The organism is Streptomyces polyasparticus (genome assembly GCF_014493765.1).
GTDB classification, from domain to species: Bacteria; Actinomycetota; Actinomycetes; order Streptomycetales; family Streptomycetaceae; genus Streptomyces; species Streptomyces polyasparticus.
In genome coordinates this window covers 1-20,518 of record NZ_JACTVJ010000002.1, presented here as the reverse complement: position 1 = coordinate 20,518, position 20,518 = coordinate 1, and the positions used below count along the sequence as shown (strand labels likewise).

Sequence of the window (20,518 nt, the reverse complement as noted above, 5' to 3'; positions counted from 1 at the left end):
CGTTCGTACGCGTACGAGAAGGACGAGCGGTACCTCAGGCCTTGGGTACCCGCACGATCAGCGCGTCACCCTGACCGCCGCCGCCGCACAGCGCGGCCGCACCCACACCGCCGCCGCGCCGCTTGAGCTCGAGCGCCAGGTGGAGCACGAGACGCGCGCCGGACATGCCGATCGGGTGGCCGAGGGCAATCGCGCCGCCGTTGACGTTCACCTTTTCCGGGGTCACACCGAGGTCCTTCATTGACTGGACCGCGACCGCCGCGAAGGCCTCGTTGATCTCGATGAGGTCGAGGTCCTCGACCGAGATGCCCTCCTTCTTGACCGCGTGCTGGATCGCGTTGGACGGCTGCGACTGCAGCGAGTTGTCCGGGCCCGCGACATTGCCGTGCGCGCCGATCTCCGCGATCCACTGCAGACCCAGCTCGATGGCCTTGGTCTTGCTCATCACCACGACCGCCGCCGCACCGTCGGAGATCTGCGAGGCGGTGCCCGCCGTGATCGTGCCGTCCTTCGAGAAGGCCGGACGCAGCTTGCCGAGGGACTCGGCGGTGGTCTCCGGGCGGATGCCCTCGTCCTTGCTGAAGATGACCGCGTCGCCCTTGCGCTGCGGGATCTCGACGGGGGTGATCTCGGCCTCGAAGACGCCGTTGGCCTGCGCGGCCGCCGCGCGCTGGTGGGAGAGCGCACCGATCTCGTCCTGCTCGGCGCGGCCGAGGCCCAGACGGGTGTTGTGCTTCTCCGTGGACTCGCCCATCGCGATGCCCTCGAAGGAGTCGGTCAGGCCGTCGTACGCCATCGAGTCGAGCATCTCGATCGCGCCGTACTTGTAGCCCTCACGGGACTTCGGCAGCAGGTGGGGCGCGTTGGTCATCGACTCCTGGCCGCCCGCGACCACGATGTCGAACTCGCCGGCGCGGATCAGCTGGTCGGCGAGCGCGATCGCGTCGAGGCCGGAGAGGCAGACCTTGTTGACGGTCAGCGCGGGGACGTTCATCGGGATGCCCGCCTTGACGGCGGCCTGGCGTGCCGGGATCTGCCCTGCCCCGGCCTGAAGCACCTGACCCATGATCACGTACTGGACCTGGTCACCGCCGATGCCCGCCCGCTCGAGCGCGGCCTTGATCGCGAAGCCGCCGAGGTCGGCTCCCGAGAAGGACTTGAGCGAGCCGAGCAGACGGCCCATGGGGGTGCGGGCCCCAGAGACGATCACCGAAGTCGTGCTGTTCGTTCCAGAAGTTCCGGACGTTCCAGTCATGAGGCTTGGCCCCTAGGAGATGAGGAGTGAACGAGGGTTTACTTGCAATGTACTGACGAGTACCCGCCCCGGTCACCGGGCCGAGAGTGTGATCGCGCGCACGTTGCGTAATCGCGGCTCCAGGCGCTGCACTGGATGGATGCTGACGCGCATCGACCACATCGGGATCGCCTGCCACGACCTTGAGAAGACGGTGGAGTTCTACGTCTCCACGTACGGCTTCGAGGTCTTCCACACCGAGGTCAACGAGGAGCAGGGCGTACGCGAAGCCATGCTCAAGATCAACGAGACCTCCGACGGAGGGGCTTCGTACCTCCAGCTCCTCGAGCCGATCCGCGAGGACTCCACCGTCGCGAAGTGGCTCGCCAAGAACGGGGAGGGAGTTCATCACATCGCGTTCGGTACGGCCGACGTGGACGCCGACGCCGCTTCCGTACGCGAAAAGGGCGTCCGTGTCCTTTATGACGAGCCCCGTCGCGGCTCCATGGGGTCGCGGATCACCTTCCTGCACCCCAAGGACTGCCACGGAGTCCTCACGGAACTCGTCACATCCGCACCGGCTGAGTCCTAGGTCTGGCGTCAAATTCCCGCCGTCGCCCGAAGGGCGGCCGAGCGTGCGCACCAGACGCCGCCGGGCCGGCGGGGATTTGACGCCAGGACCTGGGGACCACTGACCTCGCGTTATCGGGCCCGGTAGGGTTGGGGGCGGCCGTGCGCTCGACTGGCACGGCTGCTTGCCGGGGTCTCGATTTCGGGGGACGGGCGTCGGGGCAGCCGCCCCTGTCCTGCCGATGATCTGACACCATTCCCCGGGAGCCCCGTTCGGCGGATGGACAGGGCTCGGTTGGAGAGACTTGCGACCAGGGTTGGGGTCTCCCCTGCTCGAAGAGCTTGGGGAAGGATGGGACCGCGCAGTGCGGGGCTACGAAGGCCAGGAGAACAGGCGGCCGGCTGAGACCGACAGCCTCTCGCGGTTCGAAGCCGAGATGGACCGGCTGAAGAAGGACCGCGAGAAGGCGGTTCAGCACGCCGAGGACCTGGGGTACCAGGTCGAGGTGTTGCGCGCCAAGCTCCACGAGGCGCGCCGCAGCCTCGCGAGCCGTCCTGCCTACGACACCGCTGACATCGGCTATCAGGCCGAGCAGCTGCTCCGTAATGCCCAGATCCAGGCCGACCAGCTGCGCACCGACGCCGAGCGCGAGCTGCGCGAGGCCCGGGCACAGACCCAGCGCATCCTCCAGGAGCACGCCGAGCAGCAGGCCCGCCTGCAGTCCGAGCTGCACGCCGAGGCCGTATCGCGCCGCCAGCAGCTGGACCAGGAGCTGGCCGAGCGCCGCCGGACCGTCGAGAACCACGTCAACGAGAACGTCGCCTGGGCCGAGCAGCTGCGCGCCCGCACCGAGCAGCAGGCCCGCCGCCTCCTCGACGACTCCCGCGCCGAGGCCGACCAGGCCCTGGCCGCGGCCCGCGCCGAGGCCGAGCGGATCAACGCCGAGGCCCGCCAGCGCCTGACCGGTGAGGCCGAGGCCGCGCGCACCGAGGCACAGGAGATCCTGCGCCGTGCCCGCGCGGACGCCGAGCGCCTTCTGAACGCCGCGTCCACGCAGGCCCAGGAGGCCACCGACCACGCCGAGCAGCTGCGGACGTCGACCGCGTCCGAGTCCGACCAGGCCCGCCGCCAGGCCACCGAACTGTCCCGCGCCGCCGAGCAGCGGATGCAGGAGGCCGAGACGGCGCTGCGCGAGGCGCGCGCCGAGGCCGAGAAGGTCGTCGCCGAGGCGAAGGAAGCCGCCGAGAAGCGGATCACGACCGCCGAGTCCACCAACGAGCAGCGCACCCGCACCGCCAAGGAGCAGGTCGCGCGCCTGGTCAGCGAGGCGACCAAGGAGGCCGAGGCCACCAAGGCGCAGGCCGAGCAGCTGCTCGCGGACGCCCGCGCGGCCGCCGAGAAGGTCACCGCCGAGGCCACCGAGAAGGCCCGCACCATCACCGCCGAGGAGTCGGCGTCCCAGCTCTCCAAGGCGGCAAGGACCGCCGAGGACGTGCTCAACAAGGCCTCCGAGAACGCCAAGGCGACCACGAAGGCCGCGAGCGAGGAGGCCGAGCGGATCCGCCGCGAGGCCCAGGCGGAGGCCGACCGGCTGCGCGGCGAGGCACAGGAGATCGCCGAGCAGCTCAAGGGCGCGGCCAAGGACGACACCAAGGAGTACCGGGCCAAGACCGAGGAGCTGCAGGAGGAGGCGCGCCGGCTGCGCGGCGAGGCCGAGCAGCTGCGGGCCGAGGCCGTCGCCGAGGGCGAGCGGATCCGCGGCGAGGCGCGGCGCGAGGCGGTCCAGCAGATCGAGGAGGCGGCCAACTCCGCGGAGGAGCTGCTCTCCAAGGCCCGCACGGACGCCGACGAGCTGCGCACCGCGGCGGGCACCGAGGCCGAGCGGGTCCGTACGGAGGCCATCGAGCGCGCCACGACCCTGCGCAAGCAGGCCGAGGAAACGCTTGAGCGCACCCGCGCCGAGGCCGAGCGGCACCGCACCGAGGTCGAGGAGCAGGCCGAGCGGATCAAGTCCGAGGCGGAGACGGCCGCGGCCAAGCTCCGCGAGGACGCCGAACGGGCCATCGCCCAGCGGCAGTCGGAGGCGGCCGAGGAGCTGACCCGGCTGCACACCGAGGCCGAGCAGCGCATCACCGCGGCCGAGGCCGCACTCGCCGACGCCCGCGCCGAGGCCGAGCGCCTGCGCCGTGAGGCCGCCGAGGAGGCCGAGCGACTTCGTACGGAGTCCGCCGAGCGCATTCGTACGCTGCAGCAGCAGGCCGAGACCGAGGCCGAGCGGCTGCGCACCGAGGCCGCGGCCGACGCCTCGCAGGCCCGCTCCGAGGGCGAGACCCTCGCCGTACGGCTGCGCACCGAAGCGGCCACCGAGGCCGAGCAGTTGAAGGCCGAGGCGCAGGACAGCGCGGACCGGATCCGGGCCGAGGCGCAGAGCGCCGCCGAGCGGCTCGGCACCGAGGCCGCGGAGGCGCTGCGGGCCGCGCAGGAGGAGGCGGGCCGGCGCCGGCGCGAGGCCGAGGAGCTGCTCACCGCCGCACGCGGCGAGGCCGACCAGGAGCGCGAGCGGGCCCGCGAGCAGAGCGAGGAGCTGCTCGCCAGCGCCCGTACCCGGGTCGACGAGGCTCAGGCCGAGGCCGTACGCCTGGTCGAGGAGGCCGACCGCCGCGCGACCGATCTCGTGGCCGCCGCGGAGCTGACGGCCCAGCAGGTACGGGACTCCGTCGCCGGACTGCAGGAGCAGGCCCAGGAGGAGATCACCGGTCTCCGCTCGGCCGCCGAGCATGCCGCGGAGCGCACGAAGACCGAGGCGCAGGAGGAGGCGGACCGGGTCCGCGCCGACGCCTATGCCGAGCGCGAGCGCGCCTCCGAGGACGCCTCGCGCCTGCGGCGGGAGGCGCAGGACGAGTCCGAGGCCGCCAAGGCGCTCGCCGAGCGCACGATGGCGGACGCCATCGCGGAGTCCGAGCGGCTGCGCACCGAGACCGCGGAGCACGCCCAGCGGCTGCGCACCGAGGCCTCGGACGCCATCGCCTCCGCGGAGCAGGACGCGTCCCGTACGCGTGCCGAGGCGCGCGAGGACGCCAACCGGATCCGCAGCGACGCGGCCGCGCAGGCCGACCAGTTGATCGGCGAGGCGACCGGTGAGGCCGAGCGGCTGCGCGCCGAGGCGGCCGAGACGGTCGGCTCCGCGCAGCAGCACGCCGAGCGCACCCGCAATGCCGCGGAACAGATCAAGTCGGACGCGGCCGCCGAGGCCGAACGGATCCGCAGCGAGGCGCAGTCGGAGGCCGAGCGCACCCTCGACGAGGCGCGCCAGGCCGCCAACAAGCGGCGCAGCGAGGCCGCCGAGCAGGTGGACAAGCTCGTCACCGAAGCGGTGGCCGAGGCCGAGAAGCTCACCGCGGACGCCGCCGAGAAGGCGCTCAAGACCGCCACGGACGCCGAGTCGCAGGCCGACACCATGGTCGGCGCGGCCCGTGTGGAGGCCGAGCGTCTGGTCTCCGAAGCGACCGTCGAGGGCAACTCCCTGGTCGAGAAGGCCCGTACGGACGCCGATGAACTCCTCGTCGGCGCACGCCGGGACGCGACCGCCATAAGGGAGCGGGCCGAGGAGCTGCGCGACCGCATCACGGGCGAGATCGAGGAGCTGCACGAGCGGGCGCGGCGCGAGTCGGCCGAGCAGATGAAGTCGGCGGGCGAGCGCTGCGACGCGCTCGTGAAGGCCGCCGAGGAGCAGCTCGCCGAGTCCACGGCCAAGGCCAAGAACCTCGTCTCGGAGGCCAACTCCGAGGCGGGCAAGGTCCGTATCGCCGCGGTCAAGAAGGCCGAGCAGCTGCTCAAGGAGGCCGAGCAGAAGAAGGCCGAGACGCTGCGCGAGGCCGAGCGGGTCAAGGCCGAGGCGGAGGCGGAGGCCGAGCGCATGGTCGAGGAGGGCAAGCGCGAACTGGACGTGCTCGTGCGCCGGCGTGAGGACATCCAGGCCGAGATCTCCCGTGTCCAGGACGTACTTGAGGCGTTGGAGTCTTTTGAGGCCCCTGTCGGCGGCGGCAAGGACAGCGGCGTCAAGGCGGGCGCGAGCGTCGGCGCCCCTCGTTCGGGTGGCAAGTCCTCGGACGGCTAGAGCTCTCCGGACGGCTCGGCAGCTCTCCGGACAGCTCGGTCCGGGCCTTCTCCGAAGGTTCCGGGCCACGTTCGGGTGACGATCCGATGGATTGTCCGTGATGGTCTCGTTCGGGTGGCCTGCCGTTCAACCGGTGGCGGTGGGCACAAACCCCGTACCCGACAAGGACGTTCGACCCTGGTGCTGGCAAGCGGTCTTGATATCAGCCACTCAAAAGGGTGGGCATTCTCCAGATCAAACCGCCATACGCTCGATGACACGCCGCCCGGGCCCCTAGGATTCCCTCTATCACCTCACCGGTCTCATTCGACAGGAACCCCATGAGCGACACTTCCCCCTACGGCTTCGAGCTTGTGCGGCGTGGGTACGACCGCGCTCAGGTGGACGAACGCATTTCCAAGCTCGTCTCCGACCGTGACAGTGCCCTGGCGCGTATCACTGCTCTGGAAAAGCGCATCGAGGAGCTCCACCTCGAGACGCAGAACGCGCAGGCCCAGGTCGCGGACGCCGAGCCGTCGTACGCCGGCCTCGGTGCGCGCGTAGAGAAGATCCTGCGCCTCGCCGAGGAGGAGGCGAAGGATCTGCGCGAGGAGGCCCGCCGCGCGGCCGAGCAGCACCGTGAGCTCGCCGAGTCGGCGGCCCAGCAGGTGCGCAACGACGCGGAGTCCTTCGCCGCCGACCGCAAGGCCAAGGCCGAGGACGAGGGCGTCCGCATCGTCGAGAAGGCCAAGGGCGACGCGGCCACGCTCCGCGCCGAGGCGCAGAAGGACGCTCAGCAGAAGCGCGAGGAGGCCGACGCCCTCTTCGAGGAGACCCGCGCCAAGGCCGCCCAGGCCGCCGCGGACTTCGAGACGAACCTCGCCAAGCGCCGCGAGCAGTCCGAGCGCGACCTGGCCTCGCGTCAGGCCAAGGCCGAGAAGCGCCTCGCGGAGATCGAGCACCGCGCGGAGCAGCTCCGCCTGGAGGCCGAGAAGCTGCGCACCGACGCCGAGCGCCGCGCCCGCCAGACGGTGGAGACCGCGCAGCGCCAGGCCGAGGACATCGTGGCCGACGCCAATGCCAAGGCCGACCGGATCCGCAGCGAATCGGAGCGCGAGCTGGCGGCGCTCACCAACCGCCGCGACTCCATCAACGCGCAGCTGACCAACGTCCGCGAGATGCTGGCCACGCTGACCGGTGCGGCCGTGGCTGCGGCGGGTGCGCCGGAGGACGAGCCCGTCACCCGCGGGGTTCCGGCTCAGCAGTCGCGCTGACCGAGGGCCGCTGAGGCCGTCGTACGAGGACAAAGCCCCCTGTCACTCCAAGTGGCAGGGGGCTTTGTCCCGTTTTAGCGTGGGCCGCATGATCGAGCTCGAGGGCCTGACCAAGCGGTACGGCGAGAAGGTGGCCGTCAACGACCTCACGTTCGCCGTCCGGCCCGGCATCGTGACCGGCTTCCTCGGGCCGAACGGCGCGGGCAAGTCCACGACGATGCGCATGATGCTGGGGCTCGACAACCCCACCGCGGGCGATGTCCGGATCGACGGCCGCCACTATGCGCAGATCAAGCATCCGCTGAAGTACATCGGCGCCCTGCTCGACGCCAAGGCCATGCACGGCGGCCGCAGCGCGTACAACCATCTGCTCTGCCTCGCGCAGTCCAACGGCATCCCCGACAGCCGGGTCCGCGAGGTGCTCGACACGGTCGGCCTGACCGCCGTCGCCAAGAAGAAGGCCAAGGGCTTCTCGCTCGGCATGGGCCAGCGGCTCGGCATCGCGGGCGCGCTGCTCGGCGATCCGCAGATCCTGATGTTCGACGAGCCGGTCAACGGGCTCGACCCCGAGGGCATCCACTGGATCCGCAATCTGATGAAGGGCCTCGCGGCCCAGGGCCGTACGGTCTTCGTCTCCTCGCACCTCATGAGCGAGATGGCGCTGACCGCGGACCACCTCGTCGTCATCGGCCAGGGCCGGCTGCTCGCCGACACCTCGATGGCCGGATTCATCCGCGAGAACTCCCGCTCCTACGCCCGGCTGCGCTCCCCCCAGCAGGAGCGGCTGCGCGATGTGCTGCACGCCGAGGGCATCACCGTCATCGAGGCCGGCAACGGCACGCTCGAAGTGGACGGCACCCCGGTCGAGCGGCTCGGTGAGCTCGCCGCACAGCACCACCTCGTCCTCCACGAGCTGAGCCCGCAGCAGGCCTCGCTCGAAGAGGCCTTCATGCAGCTCACGGCCGAGTCCGTCGAGTATCACGCGCACTCCGACACGGGCGCGCCCGACACCTCCGGCTGGCAGCAGTCGAATGACCAGTGGTCGCAGAAGAAGGAGCAGTGACCGATGTCGTCGACGCGGGTACTGAAGTCGGAGTGGACCAAGATCAAGTCCGTGGCCTCGACGCCGTGGACGCTGCTGCTCGCCATGGTGTTCACCATCGGCCTCGGCATGCTGATCTCGTACTTCGCGACGAGTGACTTCGACAAGCTGGACGCGAAGGACAAGCTGACCTTCGACGCCACCGCCATCAGCTTCGCCGGGATGAGCCTCGGCCAGCTGGCGATGATCGTGTTCGGTGTGCTCGTGGTCGCCAACGAGTACAGCACCGGCATGATCCGCACCTCGCTGGCCGCGGTGCCGCAGCGCGGCAAGTTCCTGTTCAGCAAGGTGGCCGTCGCCACCGCGCTCGCGCTCGTGGTCGGCATGGTCACCGCCTTCGCCACGTTCTTCCTGGGCCAGTCGATGATGGGCGACCACAAGGTGTCGCTCGGCGACGACGGGGTCCTGCGCGCGGTGATCGGCGGCGGGCTCTACATGACCCTGGTCGCCGTCTTCTCGATGGGGGTCGCGTCGATCCTGCGCAGTCCGATGCTGTCGCTCGGCATCCTGATGCCGCTGTTCTTCCTGGTCTCGCCGATCCTCGGCTCGGTCTCCGCGACGAAGAAGGTCGCCCGCTATCTGCCGGACCAGGCGGGCCAGAAGGTCATGCAGGTGGTCAAGCCCTTCGACGACGACACCCCGTACGGCCCGTGGGGCGGGCTCGCCATCATGATCGCCTGGGTGGTCGTGGCGCTGGGCGTGGGCTATCTGCTCCTCAAGAAGCGGGATGCCTGACCGCTCCGGAAGCGGGATGCCCGACCGCCCCTGAAACGGGATGCCCGACCAAAAGTACGGAAGTTCCCGGAGCACCCCCTGAGGTTTCCCGGATACACCCGTCGCGCATGGCCGGAACCGTCAACGGCTCGTTATCCTCCTTAGCTCCAAGGGGGACGAACTTTCCGTGTGCCCCGACCACTGTTCCTGACCTGTCGATGGGTGCAGCATGATCGAGGCAGTCGGCCTGACGAAGCGCTATGGCGCCAAGACGGCCGTGTACAACCTTTCCTTCCAGGTGCGGCCCGGTGCCGTCACCGGTTTCCTCGGGCCGAACGGTTCGGGCAAGTCGACGACGATGCGCATGATCCTCGGGCTCGACAACCCCACGGCCGGTCACGTCACCATCGCCGGCCACCCCTACCGCAAGCTCCCCAATGCCCCGCGCCAGGTGGGCGCGCTGCTCGACGCCAAGGCGGTGCACGGCGGCCGGCACGCCCGCAACCACCTCCTGTGCCTGGCGCAGCTGTCCGGCATCCCGGCCCGCCGCGTGGACGAGGTGCTCGGTGTCGTCGGCCTGCAGGACGTCGCCAAGAAGCGCTCCAAGGGCTTCTCGCTCGGCATGGGCCAGCGGCTCGGCATCGCCGCGGCGCTGCTCGGCGACCCGCAGGTGCTGCTCTTCGACGAGCCGGTCAACGGCCTCGACCCCGAGGGCATCCTCTGGGTCCGCAACCTCATGAAGGCGCTGGCCGCCGAGGGCCGTACGGTCTTCGTCTCCTCGCACCTCATGAGCGAGATGGCGCTGACCGCCGACCACCTGATCGTGATCGGCCGCGGGCAGCTGCTCGCGGACATGAGCGTGCGCGACTTCATCTCGGCCAACTCCGCGGACTTCGCGCGCGTGCGCACCCCGGACACCGAGCCCGCCGCGCGCGAGAAGCTCTCGGCCGCGCTGACCGAGGCCGGCGGCCATGTGCTGCCCGAGGCGGACGGTGCGCTGCGCGTGACCGGTCTCGCGCTGCCGCGGATCAGCGACCTCGCCCATGACTCCGACGTACGGCTGTGGGAGCTGTCGCCGCACCAGGCCTCCCTCGAAGAGGCGTACATGCGGATGACGCAGGGTGCCGTCGACTACCGCTCGACGATCGACCAGAAGGCCGGTCTGCAGCAGCAACTGCCGCCGCCGCAGGCCCAGTTCCAGGCGCCGGTGCCCGGCCAGGGCCAGCCGGGCTGGTACGCGCCTCCGCCGCCGCAGCAGGGCGGGCAGCCGTTCGGGATGCCGCAAGGTGCGCCCGTACAGCCGGGTGCGCCCGTGCAGCCCGGTGCCCCCGCCCCGCAGGGCGCGCCCGTGCACAACCCGTACGCGCAGCCGGCCGACGTCCCCGCCGCTCCGGTCGCCGCTCCCCCGGCGCCCACGGCCGCGCCCCCGGCGGCACCCGCGCCCGCGGCCGCGCCCGATCTGACCAAGTCCGAGAACAACGAGAACGGGGCCGCCCGATGAGTACCCCCACGCCCCCGCAGGCCGCCCCGGTCCCGATGCAGCAGCAGGCGCCGGCGCAGTGGCAGGGCGCGCCCGCCGCGACCTACACGTCGCCGATCCCGATCCGCTCCACGCACCTCGGCCACGCCCTCGCCTCCGAGTGGACCAAGATCCGTTCGGTGCGCTCCACGATGTGGACGCTGAGCGTGATGTTCGTCCTCGTGCTCGGCATCGGCCTGCTGACCGCGATCGGCTTCTCCAGCTCCTCGTACGCCGAGATCCCGCTGCTCTCGGGCGGGTTGTTCGGTCTGATGCTCGGCCAGATCTGCATCGTGACGCTCGGCGTCCTGGTGATCACTTCCGAGTACGGCACGGGCATGATCCGTACGACGATGACCGCCTGTCCGGCGCGCGGCCGGGTGCTCGCCGCGAAGGCGATCGTGTTCTTCTCGCTGTCGTTCGTGATGACGCTGGTCGCCACCACGCTCACCGCACTGATGCAGTCGGCGATGCTCGGCGGGCAGTCCCCGGGTGAGTTCACGACGCTGCCCGAGGAGTCGATCGTCAACGGCGAGGTCATCGCCACCACGAGCGAGTGGGTCGACGCGACCGTCGGCGCCTCCCTCTACGTCGCGCTGCTCGGTCTGCTCGCGCTCGCCATCGGCGCCATCCTGCGGCACTCGGCGGGTGCGATCACCACGATGCTCGCGGTGATCCTGCTGCCGATGCTGCTCGCCCTGTTCATGCAGATGGAGAGCCTGCGCGATCTCCAGGAGGCGCTGGTCGAGTACTCGCCCCTGAACGGTCTGGCCACCCTCTACCAGCTGCCCTTCATGGGCGACGAGGGCTCGGGCAGCGGCTGGGGTCTGCTCGGCATCCTGGCCTGTGTGACGGTCGGGGCGCTCGTCGGCGCCTTCGCCCTCACCCACAAGCGTGACGTGTAAAGGCCTCGCCTGACTCAGTACGTGGACGCCTCAGTACTTGGGCGCATTACGGGACCGCTGCACCTTCGAGGTGCGGCGGTCCCTCGCGTTCCAGCAGGCCTTGTGCCAGTGCCGCCGGTCGTCGACGCCGCCGTACTGCGGCCAGGCCACCACATGCGGCACGGCCGAGGGGATCTCCTGGTCGCATCCCGGGCAGCGGTACGTCTTGCCGGCCGCACTCGCCCCCGCCACATGCCGTACGCGGTACTCCTCGCCCTGATGGTGCTCCTGGTGCTCGAAGCCGCCGTAGCGCGTCCCGTCGTCGTCACCGCCGCCGCCTCGGCCTGATCCGCCGGAGTTCTTGGGGCGGTTTTTGCGCGGGGACACGGGAACACCTCACCGGCTGACGTCACAGGGACTGCGTGGATACGGACCGTCGCCAAGCCTACGCGGGACACGAGGGGGTACCTGCCCGTATACGAGGCACCGGACACGGGCGGTCACAAGGGCCCGGACAAGTGCACAACTCAGCACATTCTCATCAGCACCCCTGTCGCTCATAAGAAAATGGGCCAACCTTTATGCCAAGCCGTGCCTTTGGCACGTGTCAGGCGTTGTTGCCAGTAGGGGGAGTACCGCGTCGGCGCCAAGGAGGCAGTAGGCGATGCGTGTCGGAAGCTTTGTTCTTGCGGCCCAGTTCCCGGGCCAGGGCCAGGGGGAGGCCCTGCACCGTGCGGTGCGCAGTGCCGAGGTGGCCGAGGAGGCCGGGCTCGACTCGGTCTGGCTGGCCGAGCACCACTTCGTGCCGTACGGGGTCTGCCCGTCGGCCACGACCCTGGCGGCGCTGCTGCTCGGGCGCACCCGGCGGATCCGGGTGGGCACGGCGGTCAGCGTGCTGCCCACCCAGCACCCCGTCGCGCTCGGCGAGCAGGCCGCGCTGCTCCATCTGACCAGCGGCGGCCGCTTCACGCTCGGCGTGGGACGCGGCGGCCCCTGGGTGGACCTGGAGGTCTTCGGAGCGGGCGTCGAAGCGTACGAGAAGGACTTTCCCGAGTCGCTCGACGTGCTGCACCGCTGGCTGACCGAACCGGCCGTCGGGGCGTCGGGAGAGCGCCACTCGTTCCGTGAAGTGCCCGTCGTGCCGCGGCCCGACGAGGCGCTGAGCGGTCCCGCGGGGCCGGAGCTGATCCTCGCCTGCACCTCGCCGTCGAGTGTGCGCCTCGCCGCGGAGCGCGGGCTGGCGATGCTGCTCGGCATGCACATCGGGGACGAGGAGAAGGCCGAGATGGTCGCGCTCTACCGTTCGTACGCGCTCGCGGCGGGCCGGCCCCCGGACGAGGTGGCCGCGGCCCCGCATGTGGCGGCGGGCGTCGCTCAAGTCGCGGACCGGACCGTGGAGGCGGCCGAGATGCTGCTCAAGGCGATGCCTGGCTGGCTGAAGCAGGGCCTCGACGCGCATGTCACCGTGGACGGCCGCGAGCGCAAGATGCGCGACCCGTTCGCGTACACCGAGCTGCTGACGTCGATCCACCCGGTGGGCACACCGAAGCTGTGCGCGGACCGTCTTGCGGCGACGGCGGAGCGCACCGGGATCACGCGCTTCGCGCTGCTCACGGAGGGCTCGGGAGCTCTGGACTCGACCGAGGAGAATCTGCGGCGGCTCGGGGCGGAGGTCCTACCCCGGCTGAGCTGACCATGGATCGGCGAGGGCTGCCGCCCCGGATACACCTCCCGCGTACGGAGCGGCAGCAACAGGCCTCAGCAGTCCCGCAGTTCAGGTGACTGGTTCAGCAACTGGCCGCGGATCGAGGTGAAGCGGGCCAGCCTGTCGTCGGCTTCGGGGCCGACGGGGAACACAGCGACACGATGGCAGTTCTGGAATGCCAGACGCACCCCGAAGTGGCGCTGCAGAGCACCACGTATCGCATCACTTGCGAGCGCGCGCAGCAGTTGTCCGCGCTCCTGCTCGGTGGCCGGCGGGGTCTGGTTGTCGGCGAACTCTCCTCCGTCGACCTCCAGCTGTGCCACCAACGAGCTGATCATTTCCCATGCGTACGGCAGGGATGTCCGGACGCAGTCGACGAATTCCGCTTCATCGACCTCGCCTCGCTCGGCCTGTGCCAACAGAGCCGGTGAGACGTCGAGCGACATGGGTTCTCCTCTCGCACCCCCGGGGAGCGGGGGTTGACGGATTGGGCCGGAAACCGCCTACGCAGCGTGCACGCTTCGCGACCTCCTGCTTCCACGGTAGGCAACGCATCGTGCGCGCACCAGGAGAAGGCGGCCACAACCGGCCACAAACCAACCAAGGTTGAACAGGGGCAAGCCGGGAATTTCCCCGGCCGGGCATGCGGGCCGTATCCCGGTCCACGGGGCGAATCGCGCGAACGGTGCCGCGTCGAGTAGCGTTGCCGACCATGCGTCTCGTCATCGCCCGCTGCTCCGTGGACTACGCGGGCCGGCTCACCGCCCACCTCCCGTCGGCCCCCCGCCTCATCCTCGTGAAGGCGGACGGCAGCGTCTCCATCCACGCGGACGACCGCGCCTACAAGCCGCTGAATTGGATGTCCCCGCCCTGCACCCTCAAGGAGGACGAGGGCGTCTGGACGGTCATCAACAAAGCAGGCGAGAAACTGATCATCACGATGGAGGAGATCCTGCACGACTCCTCCCACGAGCTCGGGGTCGACCCGGGTCTGATCAAGGACGGCGTCGAGGCCCATCTGCAGGAGCTGCTCGCCGACCGGATCGAGACCCTCGGCGAGGGCTACACCCTGATCCGCCGCGAGTACCCCACGGCCATCGGCCCGGTGGACATCCTGTGCCGGGACGCGGACGGCATGACCGTCGCGGTCGAGATCAAGCGGCGCGGCGAGATCGACGGTGTCGAGCAGCTCACCCGCTATCTCGAACTGCTCAACCGCGACCCGCACTTGGCGCCGGTGCGCGGCATCTTCGCGGCCCAGGAGATCAAGCCGCAGGCCCGCGTGCTCGCCACGGACCGCAGCATCGGCTGCACCGTGCTCGACTACGACGCGCTGCGCGGCATCGAGGACGACAAGCTGCGCCTGTTCTAGCATCCGCCGCCCTTCTTCCCGTACGTAGAAGAACGCCGCGTCTCCCGGAGGGTTGTCCGGGAGACGCGGCGTTCTTGTCGTTACGGGCGTCCTGGGTCGATGCTGCGAGCCGGGCCCTAGATGATGGCGGACGCGCTCGTGCTGCCCGTGGGGCTGGTGTCCGCCGAGGTGCTGGCCGACTCGCTCCTGGACGGGCTGTTGGTCACCGGGGTGCTGGCGGTGTCCGAGGTGTCCGGAGTGGTGGGCGGCGGGTCGTCCGTGGTCGGCGGAGGCGTGGTCGGCGGCTCGGAGGTCTCCGGGGGCTCCGAAGTCTCCGGCGGGTTGGACGAGGACGGCGGCTTCGAGGAGCTCGGCGGCTTCGTGGTCGGCTTGTCCGTCGGCTTCTTGGTGGGCCCGTCGCTGCCGCTCGGCGAGTCCGAGGGCTCGTCGCTCGTCTCCGGCGGCGTCGGGTCGTCCGACGTGCCGATGACTCCGTCCTCACCCGGGTCGGTGGGCCGCTGCGTGGAGTCGGCGTCCGGTTCGCCGTCGCCGTCCTTGTCGGGCTGGTCGGCGGGCAGTCCGTCGCCGTTGTCCTGCTCGCTCGCGGTCTGGCCCGGGCGCACCCGGTTCGACGGGTCGTCGTCCGAGGTCGCGCCGAGCGTCACCACGGTGCCGAGCACGGCCGCGAGCAGCGCGCCCGCGCCCGCCGCGACGAGATTGCGCCGGGTGCCGCTGATCACCGCGCGTCCCGCGCCACCGGTCCGCGGGCGCCGAGCGCCCGGGTCGGGTGCGGGCTGGCGGGTGATCAGGGTCGGCGGCTCGGGGTCGGGTCCGGGCAGCGCGTACGCCGCCGGTACGCCGCCGGGCGGGGACGCGGACTCGTCGTACCGGGCGTCCGGGACTTCCTCGCCCGCCGGGGCGCGGCCGCCGTGCAGCACTCCCCCGGAACGGTCCGCGACCAGCGCGAGCGCTCTGCGGCCCGCGACCGTGCCGCGTTTGTCGGCGAGCGCGCCGCGCAGGCCTATGGAGGCCTCCAGCTCGGCGCGGGCCCGGTCGAGCCGGCCGCCGAGCAGCGCGAGTATCCCCAACTCGTGGTGGAAGTAGGCCTCTTCGGCCACCTCTCCGGCCAGCCGCGCCGCCTCCTGGCCGGCCCGCAACGCCCGCTCCCACGTGCTCCAGTCGAGCCCCGCGGCATAGGCGGGGGCGGCGGTACGCGCAAGCAGGACGGCCGCACCGGCATGGCCGGGCTCGGCCGAGGCGAGCAGGATCGTGAGCGCCGCGAGCGCGGCCTCTGCCTCGGACACGGCCCGCTCGGGCGTCACCGAGGGGTGCCCTGCCCACCAGGAGTAGTGCTGCGCGGCGGTGTGCGCGAGCTCCGCGCGCTCCTGTGCGGTCGCCGCGTAACCGGCCGCGGTCAGCTGGGCCTGGACTCCCGCCGCGAGCCGCCAGCGCGCGCCGACGGGCGTGACGAGCGCGACGGCGGCGAGCTCGCCGAGCGCGGCGTCCGCGTGGGTGTCGCCGACGAGGGCGGGCAGATGGGCCTGGTGCGGCACCTCGCCGCCGAGCGCGACCGCGAACTTCAGTGTGGTGCGGGCCGATTCGCTGAGCCGCGAGGCGAGCAGCTCGGCGGGTGCGGCGCCCTCGGCGAGCGTCGGCAGCGGTACGTCGTGGCCGTCCTCGGCGTCGAAGGGCGCGTCGACGGGAGCGTCGGCGTAGTAGCCGTACTCGTCGAAGGCCGCCGGGTCGGCGCGCAGCTGGTCGCGCTGCCGGAGCAGGGCACCGGCCTGCACGAAGCGCAGCGGCAGGCCTTCGGACTCGAACCAGAGGTCACCGGCCCAGCCGGCCTCGTCGTCGGTGAGGGCGCGGCCCACCGCGCGCTCCAGGAGCTCGAGGCCCGCGCTGCGGCTGAGTCCGCCGAGGAAGACCTCCTCGACGTGCGAGTCCGCGGACGGCGCCGCCACCTCGGGTGTCGCGGCGAGCAGGAAGGCGCACTCGGGCGTGGCCTCGAGGAACTCGTCGAGCGCGCTGCCGCCGAACTCCAGGTCGTCCACGACGACCACGGCGCCGATGTCCCGTACGAGGTCGAGGACCTTGTCGCGGTCGGGCCGGTGCAGCGGTGACTTGTAGACGGCCGTGAACAGGTCGTGGAGCAGTTCGGCGGAGCCGCGCTTGTGACCGTTGAGACGTACGACGCCGTCGGGCGCGAGGTCCAGGCAGTCCTCGGCAACGGTGTCGAGAAGCGCGGTACGGCCGGATCCGGACGGACCGGTGAGCCGTACGGAGCGGCCGCGGGCGAGCAGCCGTACGAGGCGCTCGCGCTCGTCCTGGCGCTCGAGCAGGACGCGGCGCGGCTGTTCGGGCCCCGGCGGCACCGGCGGCTTGGCCGCGCGGGCCAGCTCGGTGCGCTCGGCGAGGGTGAACTTGACCGGCCGCGGCGGAAGTTCGAGCGGCGGGCAGGGTTCGATCTCGCTGCCGTCCACGGGATTCACCGTGAGCAGAAAGTCCCCCGAGACCAGCTGCACCGTGCGCGCGGGCACAGGGCTGCCGAAGTCGGGCGTGATCGCGTCACGGGGCGGGCGCTGCGGCGCACCGCCACCGGCGTCGGAACGGTCCTCGTCGTGACCGAAGTCTTGCGGTCCCCGGTTCGTCGGGTCCATGGTCAAAGCCCCCCAAAAGCGGATGTGCCTTGGCTTCCCCGGCCTTTCGCACACCACACTGTCGCTTCTGGTCCGGTGCTCTCTTGTTGAGTGAGCGACCGAACCTTAGACCTTCGCTCAGTATCTCCGAACAGCCGGGGTGCCGCGCCGTCCGGGACGTCACAGTCTCGTGAGGATTGCGTGCGTACCGCCCCGCGGGCGGGCCCCGTGCCCCGCCGCAGCGGTGCACCCCTCTACAGCGGGTGCGCCCCGATGCCGCCCTCGATGGCCAGGATCCGGTGCAGCCGCGTGGCCACCAGGAGGCGCTGCATCTGCGGCGGCACATTGCGCAGGACAAGGCGCCGGCCGCAGCGGCCCGCCTGCCGGTGCGCTCCCATGATCACGCCGAGTCCGGTGGCGTCGAGCGCGTCGAGGCTCCCGAGGTCGAGCACGAGATCGCCCGCCCCTTCGTCCAGGGCGGAGTGCAGCACGGTCCGGGCGTCCGCCGCGCTGCGGACGTCGAGGCTGCCCCCGACGGCCAGCTCGGCATGGTCGCCCCTGATGTACATATGCACTCCCCGGAGTTGGTCCTCGACGGTCCGATCGCGAATGGACTCTCAACCCAACTGACTGGCTGACGGACGCAGAAGTTGCCGTCCGTAAGCGAACCGATACCCAATTCACTCGCGCGAGGGACACCGGCGCGGAATCCGGCAGGGGATCTCCGCGCCGGCCGGTGTCAGTTCACGCTCAGTGCTTGTAGAAGCCCTGACCGCTCTTGCGGCCGATGTCCCCGGCGTCGACCATCCGGCGCATCAGCTCCGGCGGCGCGAACTTCTCGTCCTGGGACTCGGTGTAGATGTTGCTGGTCGCGTGCAGCAGGATGTCGACGCCCGTGAGGTCCGCCGTGGCCAGCGGGCCCATCGCGTGGCCGAAGCCCAACTTGCAGGCGATATCGATGTCTTCGGCGCTCGCGACGCCCGACTCGTACAGCTTGGCGGCCTCGACGACGAGCGCCGAGATCAGCCGGGTGGTGACAAAACCGGCGACGTCGCGGTTCACGACGATGCAGGTCTTGCCGACCGACTCGGCGAACTCCCGCGTAAGGGCGAGGGTTTCGTCACTGGTCTTGTAGCCGCGCACCAGCTCGCAGAGCTGCATCATCGGCACGGGCGAGAAGAAGTGCGCGCCCACGACCCGCTCGGGACGCTCGGTGACCGCCGCGATCTTCGTGATCGGGATCGCCGAGGTGTTGGAGGCGAGCACCGTGTCCTCGCGCGCGATCTTGTCGAGCGCGCGGAAGATCTCGTGCTTGACCTCGAGCTTCTCGAACACGGCCTCGACGACGATGTCGACGTCGCCGCACGCGTCCAGATCGGTGGTCGTGGTGATGCGCCCGAGCGCCGCCTCGGCGTCGGCCGCGTCCAGCTTGCCCTTGCTCACGAACTTCTCGTACGACTTCTTGATGCCGTCGGTCCCGCGGGTCAGGGCTTCATCGGTGATGTCGCGCAGGACCACGTCCCAGCCGGCCTGGGCGGAGACCTGGGCGATTCCGGACCCCATGAGTCCGGCTCCGATGACGGCGAGCTTCCTGGCCACTGCGCGATCTCCTGTCCCGCCGTACGCACCACGCTGTGCGTACCACGCTGTCCTTACGAACCGTTTACTGAGCTACCCGCCGGACACTAGCGGCCGTGAGACCGCGATGGGGGCCTACGAGATGCGCGTCACGCCCGATACGACGCACATCACACCGGGGCGGCCCATCACGCGGTGCGCACCGCGTAGTTGAGGACCTTTTCGCCCAGGATTTCCTCCAGTTCGTCGAGCAGCCGGAGGGCGTCGCGGGAGACCTCGGCGGCCGGGCGCCCCGCGCACATCTCGCGCCCGATGAAGCCCATGAGGGTGCCCTGGGCCCAGGCGAGCTGCCCGCCGACGAGCATCGGCAGGGGGTCGCCCTCGGCGGCCCCGGCCTCCTTGCGCAGGGTGCGCTCGATGTCCTCCACGGCCTCCTGCTGGATGCGCCACAGGCGTGAGCGCAGGGCCGGCGCGTTCTCGATGACGGCCATGAAGGACGCGTACCCCTCGAAGAGCCCGACGCGCGGCGAGACGGCCTCGACCTCGGCGCGGAACTCGCGCAGCACGGCCTGCGCCGCCGATTCGCCGTCGGCGCGGCCCCGTACGTAGCGCGAGAGGCGGTCGACGACGTCGCTGGAGCGGTCGAGGAAGAGGTCCTCCTTGGCCGGGAAGTAGTTGTAGACCGTGTTGACCGAGACGTCCGCGGCCTCGGCGATCTCGGCGATGGGCACGGCGTCGAAGCCGCGCTCCAGGAACAGGCCGGTCGCGATGTCGGAGATCCGCTGCCGGGTCTCGCGCTTCTTGCGCTCCCTGAGCCCCTCGGGCTTCGTCCGTGCTGCCTTCGCCATGGCCTCATCGTAGGCCGTATCTGGGCTCTCTGAAATTTTGGGGAGGTTGCAAAATTTAAGTCACCCTGTTTTTCTGTACCGCATGGCAATCATCAGTACGGCCGGTCTGGCCCGGACCTTCCAGACCAAGCGGGGCCCGGTGGAAGCGGTCCGCGGGATCGACCTGACGGTGCAGCCCGGCGAGATCCTGGGATTCCTCGGCCCGAACGGCGCGGGCAAGACGACCACTCTGCGGATGCTCACGACGCTGCTCGCCCCGACCGGCGGCGCGGCCACGGTCGCGGGCTGCGATCTCGTACGGGATCCGGCGGGCGTGCGCGAGAAGTGCGGGTACGTGGCCCAGTCCGGCGGCGTGGACCCGAACGTCTCCGTACGCGAGGAGCTGGTCACCCAGGGGCGGCTCTACCGCCTGGCCAAGCCCCAAGCGGCCGCGCGCGCCGAGGAGTTGGCGGGCGAGCTCGGACTCACCGAGCTGCTCGACCGCAAATGCGCGGCGCTCTCCGGCGGCCAGCGCCGGCGCCTCGACATCGCGATGGCGCTCACGCACCGGCCCGCGGTGCTCTTCCTCGACGAGCCCACGACCGGGCTCGACCCCGGCGGTCGCGCCGATCTGTGGGAGCTGGTGCGTGCGCTGCGCGACCGGCACGGCGCCACGGTCTTCCTGACCACGCACTACCTGGACGAGGCGGACGCGCTGGCCGACCGGCTCGTGATCGTCGATCACCGCACGGTCGTCGCGGAGGGCACACCCGCCGCGCTCAAGGAGCGGTACGCGGGGTCGGCGGCGGCCACGCTGCAGGACACGTTCCTGGCGATCACGGGGCGGGGACCGGCCCCGGTCGGCACGATCCCGGTCGCCGTGTAGCTCCGCTACGGGGGTGGGGGGGGGGGGGGGCCCCCCCCGCCCCCCCCGGGGGGGGGGGGGGGGGCCCCGCCCCCCCCCCCGGCGCCGGCCCCCCCCCCCCCCCCCCCGCCCCCCCCCCCCCGCCCCGCCCCCCCGCCCCCC

17 protein-coding genes are annotated in these 20,518 nt (G+C 71.1%); 10 read left to right on the top strand and 7 right to left on the bottom strand.

Going from position 1 to position 20,518, the window contains the following annotated elements; all coding sequences use genetic code 11:
- Positions 1-34 precede the first annotated feature (34 nt).
- A complete protein-coding gene (locus H9Y04_RS02185) occupies positions 35-1,255 on the bottom strand; it encodes an acetyl-CoA C-acetyltransferase (protein WP_187811914.1) in 1,221 nt (406 codons plus the stop codon).
- 139 nt (positions 1,256-1,394) lie between these two features.
- Between H9Y04_RS02185 and mce the strand changes: the two genes are divergently transcribed.
- The 7 genes from mce to H9Y04_RS02150 all read left to right on the top strand — a co-directional run bounded on the left by mce (position 1,395) and on the right by H9Y04_RS02150 (position 11,415).
- Positions 1,395-1,826, top strand: a complete 432-nt coding sequence (gene mce, locus H9Y04_RS02180; protein ID WP_165331631.1) for a methylmalonyl-CoA epimerase — start codon at positions 1,395-1,397, stop codon at positions 1,824-1,826.
- Between the two features lie 343 nt (positions 1,827-2,169).
- Entirely contained in the window at positions 2,170-5,922 is a 3,753-nt protein-coding gene (gene scy, locus H9Y04_RS02175; RefSeq protein WP_187811913.1) for a polarized growth protein Scy, read from the top strand.
- A gap of 320 nt (positions 5,923-6,242) precedes the next feature.
- Entirely contained in the window at positions 6,243-7,175 is a 933-nt protein-coding gene (locus H9Y04_RS02170; RefSeq protein ID WP_187811912.1) for a coiled-coil domain-containing protein, read from the top strand.
- An 88-nt stretch (positions 7,176-7,263) separates the two neighbouring features.
- Complete coding sequence (locus H9Y04_RS02165) at positions 7,264-8,238, top strand: ABC transporter ATP-binding protein (RefSeq protein WP_187811911.1); 975 nt, start codon at positions 7,264-7,266, stop codon at positions 8,236-8,238.
- Positions 8,239-8,241: 3 nt separating this feature from the next.
- The gene (locus tag H9Y04_RS02160) at positions 8,242-9,012 is read left to right on the top strand and encodes an ABC transporter permease (protein WP_187811910.1); all 771 of its coding nucleotides are present in this window, start codon (positions 8,242-8,244) and stop codon (positions 9,010-9,012) included.
- 208 nt (positions 9,013-9,220) lie between these two features.
- On the top strand, positions 9,221-10,492 hold the full coding sequence (locus H9Y04_RS02155) for an ABC transporter ATP-binding protein (protein WP_187811909.1): 1,272 nt from the start codon (positions 9,221-9,223) through the stop codon (positions 10,490-10,492).
- Positions 10,489-11,415, top strand: coding sequence for an ABC transporter permease (locus H9Y04_RS02150; protein ID WP_187811908.1), 927 nt, complete (start codon positions 10,489-10,491; stop codon positions 11,413-11,415). Before H9Y04_RS02155 ends, H9Y04_RS02150 begins: the two co-directional genes overlap by 4 nt.
- 30 nt (positions 11,416-11,445) lie before the next feature.
- On the opposite strand, the gene H9Y04_RS02145 is transcribed toward H9Y04_RS02150, so the two are convergent.
- The gene (locus H9Y04_RS02145; protein ID WP_187811907.1) at positions 11,446-11,781 is read right to left on the bottom strand and encodes an Rv1322 family protein; all 336 of its coding nucleotides are present in this window, start codon (positions 11,779-11,781) and stop codon (positions 11,446-11,448) included.
- Positions 11,782-12,058: 277 nt separating this feature from the next.
- Between H9Y04_RS02145 and H9Y04_RS02140 the strand changes: the two genes are divergently transcribed.
- Complete coding sequence (locus H9Y04_RS02140; RefSeq protein ID WP_187811906.1) at positions 12,059-13,087, top strand: LLM class flavin-dependent oxidoreductase; 1,029 nt, start codon at positions 12,059-12,061, stop codon at positions 13,085-13,087.
- 65 nt (positions 13,088-13,152) lie between these two features.
- Here the strand turns inward: H9Y04_RS02140 and H9Y04_RS02135 are convergent, their stop codons facing one another.
- Positions 13,153-13,545, bottom strand: a complete 393-nt coding sequence (locus H9Y04_RS02135; RefSeq protein ID WP_187811905.1) for an SCO5389 family protein — start codon at positions 13,543-13,545, stop codon at positions 13,153-13,155.
- A gap of 266 nt (positions 13,546-13,811) precedes the next feature.
- Between H9Y04_RS02135 and nucS the strand changes: the two genes are divergently transcribed.
- Positions 13,812-14,471, top strand: a complete 660-nt coding sequence (gene nucS, locus H9Y04_RS02130) for an endonuclease NucS (protein ID WP_187811904.1) — start codon at positions 13,812-13,814, stop codon at positions 14,469-14,471.
- A gap of 116 nt (positions 14,472-14,587) precedes the next feature.
- On the opposite strand, the gene H9Y04_RS02125 is transcribed toward nucS, so the two are convergent.
- From H9Y04_RS02125 to H9Y04_RS02110, 4 genes are all read right to left on the bottom strand, one after another.
- A complete protein-coding gene (locus tag H9Y04_RS02125; RefSeq protein WP_187811903.1) occupies positions 14,588-17,107 on the bottom strand; it encodes an ATP-binding protein in 2,520 nt (839 codons plus the stop codon).
- A 233-nt stretch (positions 17,108-17,340) separates the two neighbouring features.
- A complete protein-coding gene (locus H9Y04_RS02120; RefSeq protein ID WP_187811902.1) occupies positions 17,341-17,655 on the bottom strand; it encodes an STAS domain-containing protein in 315 nt (104 codons plus the stop codon).
- A gap of 181 nt (positions 17,656-17,836) precedes the next feature.
- Entirely contained in the window at positions 17,837-18,685 is an 849-nt protein-coding gene (locus H9Y04_RS02115) for a 3-hydroxyacyl-CoA dehydrogenase family protein (RefSeq protein WP_187811901.1), read from the bottom strand.
- Positions 18,686-18,852: 167 nt separating this feature from the next.
- A complete protein-coding gene (locus tag H9Y04_RS02110) occupies positions 18,853-19,512 on the bottom strand; it encodes a TetR/AcrR family transcriptional regulator (protein WP_187811900.1) in 660 nt (219 codons plus the stop codon).
- Positions 19,513-19,594: 82 nt separating this feature from the next.
- Here H9Y04_RS02110 and H9Y04_RS02105 point away from each other — a divergent pair, with 82 nt between their 5' ends.
- Complete coding sequence (locus H9Y04_RS02105) at positions 19,595-20,377, top strand: ABC transporter ATP-binding protein (protein WP_187811899.1); 783 nt, start codon at positions 19,595-19,597, stop codon at positions 20,375-20,377.
- Positions 20,378-20,518 lie beyond the last annotated feature (141 nt).

Coding starts and splice junctions, on each gene's coding strand:
- H9Y04_RS02185 (WP_187811914.1), bottom strand. CDS start 1,255: ATGACTGGAACGTCCGGAACTTCTGGAACGAACAGCACGACTTCGGTG.
- mce (WP_165331631.1), top strand. CDS start 1,395: ATGCTGACGCGCATCGACCACATCGGGATCGCCTGCCACGACCTTGAG.
- H9Y04_RS02170 (WP_187811912.1), top strand. CDS start 6,243: ATGAGCGACACTTCCCCCTACGGCTTCGAGCTTGTGCGGCGTGGGTAC.
- H9Y04_RS02165 (WP_187811911.1), top strand. CDS start 7,264: ATGATCGAGCTCGAGGGCCTGACCAAGCGGTACGGCGAGAAGGTGGCC.
- H9Y04_RS02160 (WP_187811910.1), top strand. CDS start 8,242: ATGTCGTCGACGCGGGTACTGAAGTCGGAGTGGACCAAGATCAAGTCC.
- H9Y04_RS02155 (WP_187811909.1), top strand. CDS start 9,221: ATGATCGAGGCAGTCGGCCTGACGAAGCGCTATGGCGCCAAGACGGCC.
- H9Y04_RS02150 (WP_187811908.1), top strand. CDS start 10,489: ATGAGTACCCCCACGCCCCCGCAGGCCGCCCCGGTCCCGATGCAGCAG.
- H9Y04_RS02140 (WP_187811906.1), top strand. CDS start 12,059: ATGCGTGTCGGAAGCTTTGTTCTTGCGGCCCAGTTCCCGGGCCAGGGC.
- H9Y04_RS02135 (WP_187811905.1), bottom strand. CDS start 13,545: ATGTCGCTCGACGTCTCACCGGCTCTGTTGGCACAGGCCGAGCGAGGC.
- nucS (WP_187811904.1), top strand. CDS start 13,812: ATGCGTCTCGTCATCGCCCGCTGCTCCGTGGACTACGCGGGCCGGCTC.
- H9Y04_RS02125 (WP_187811903.1), bottom strand. CDS start 17,107: ATGGACCCGACGAACCGGGGACCGCAAGACTTCGGTCACGACGAGGAC.
- H9Y04_RS02120 (WP_187811902.1), bottom strand. CDS start 17,655: ATGTACATCAGGGGCGACCATGCCGAGCTGGCCGTCGGGGGCAGCCTC.
- H9Y04_RS02110 (WP_187811900.1), bottom strand. CDS start 19,512: ATGGCGAAGGCAGCACGGACGAAGCCCGAGGGGCTCAGGGAGCGCAAG.
- H9Y04_RS02105 (WP_187811899.1), top strand. CDS start 19,595: ATGGCAATCATCAGTACGGCCGGTCTGGCCCGGACCTTCCAGACCAAG.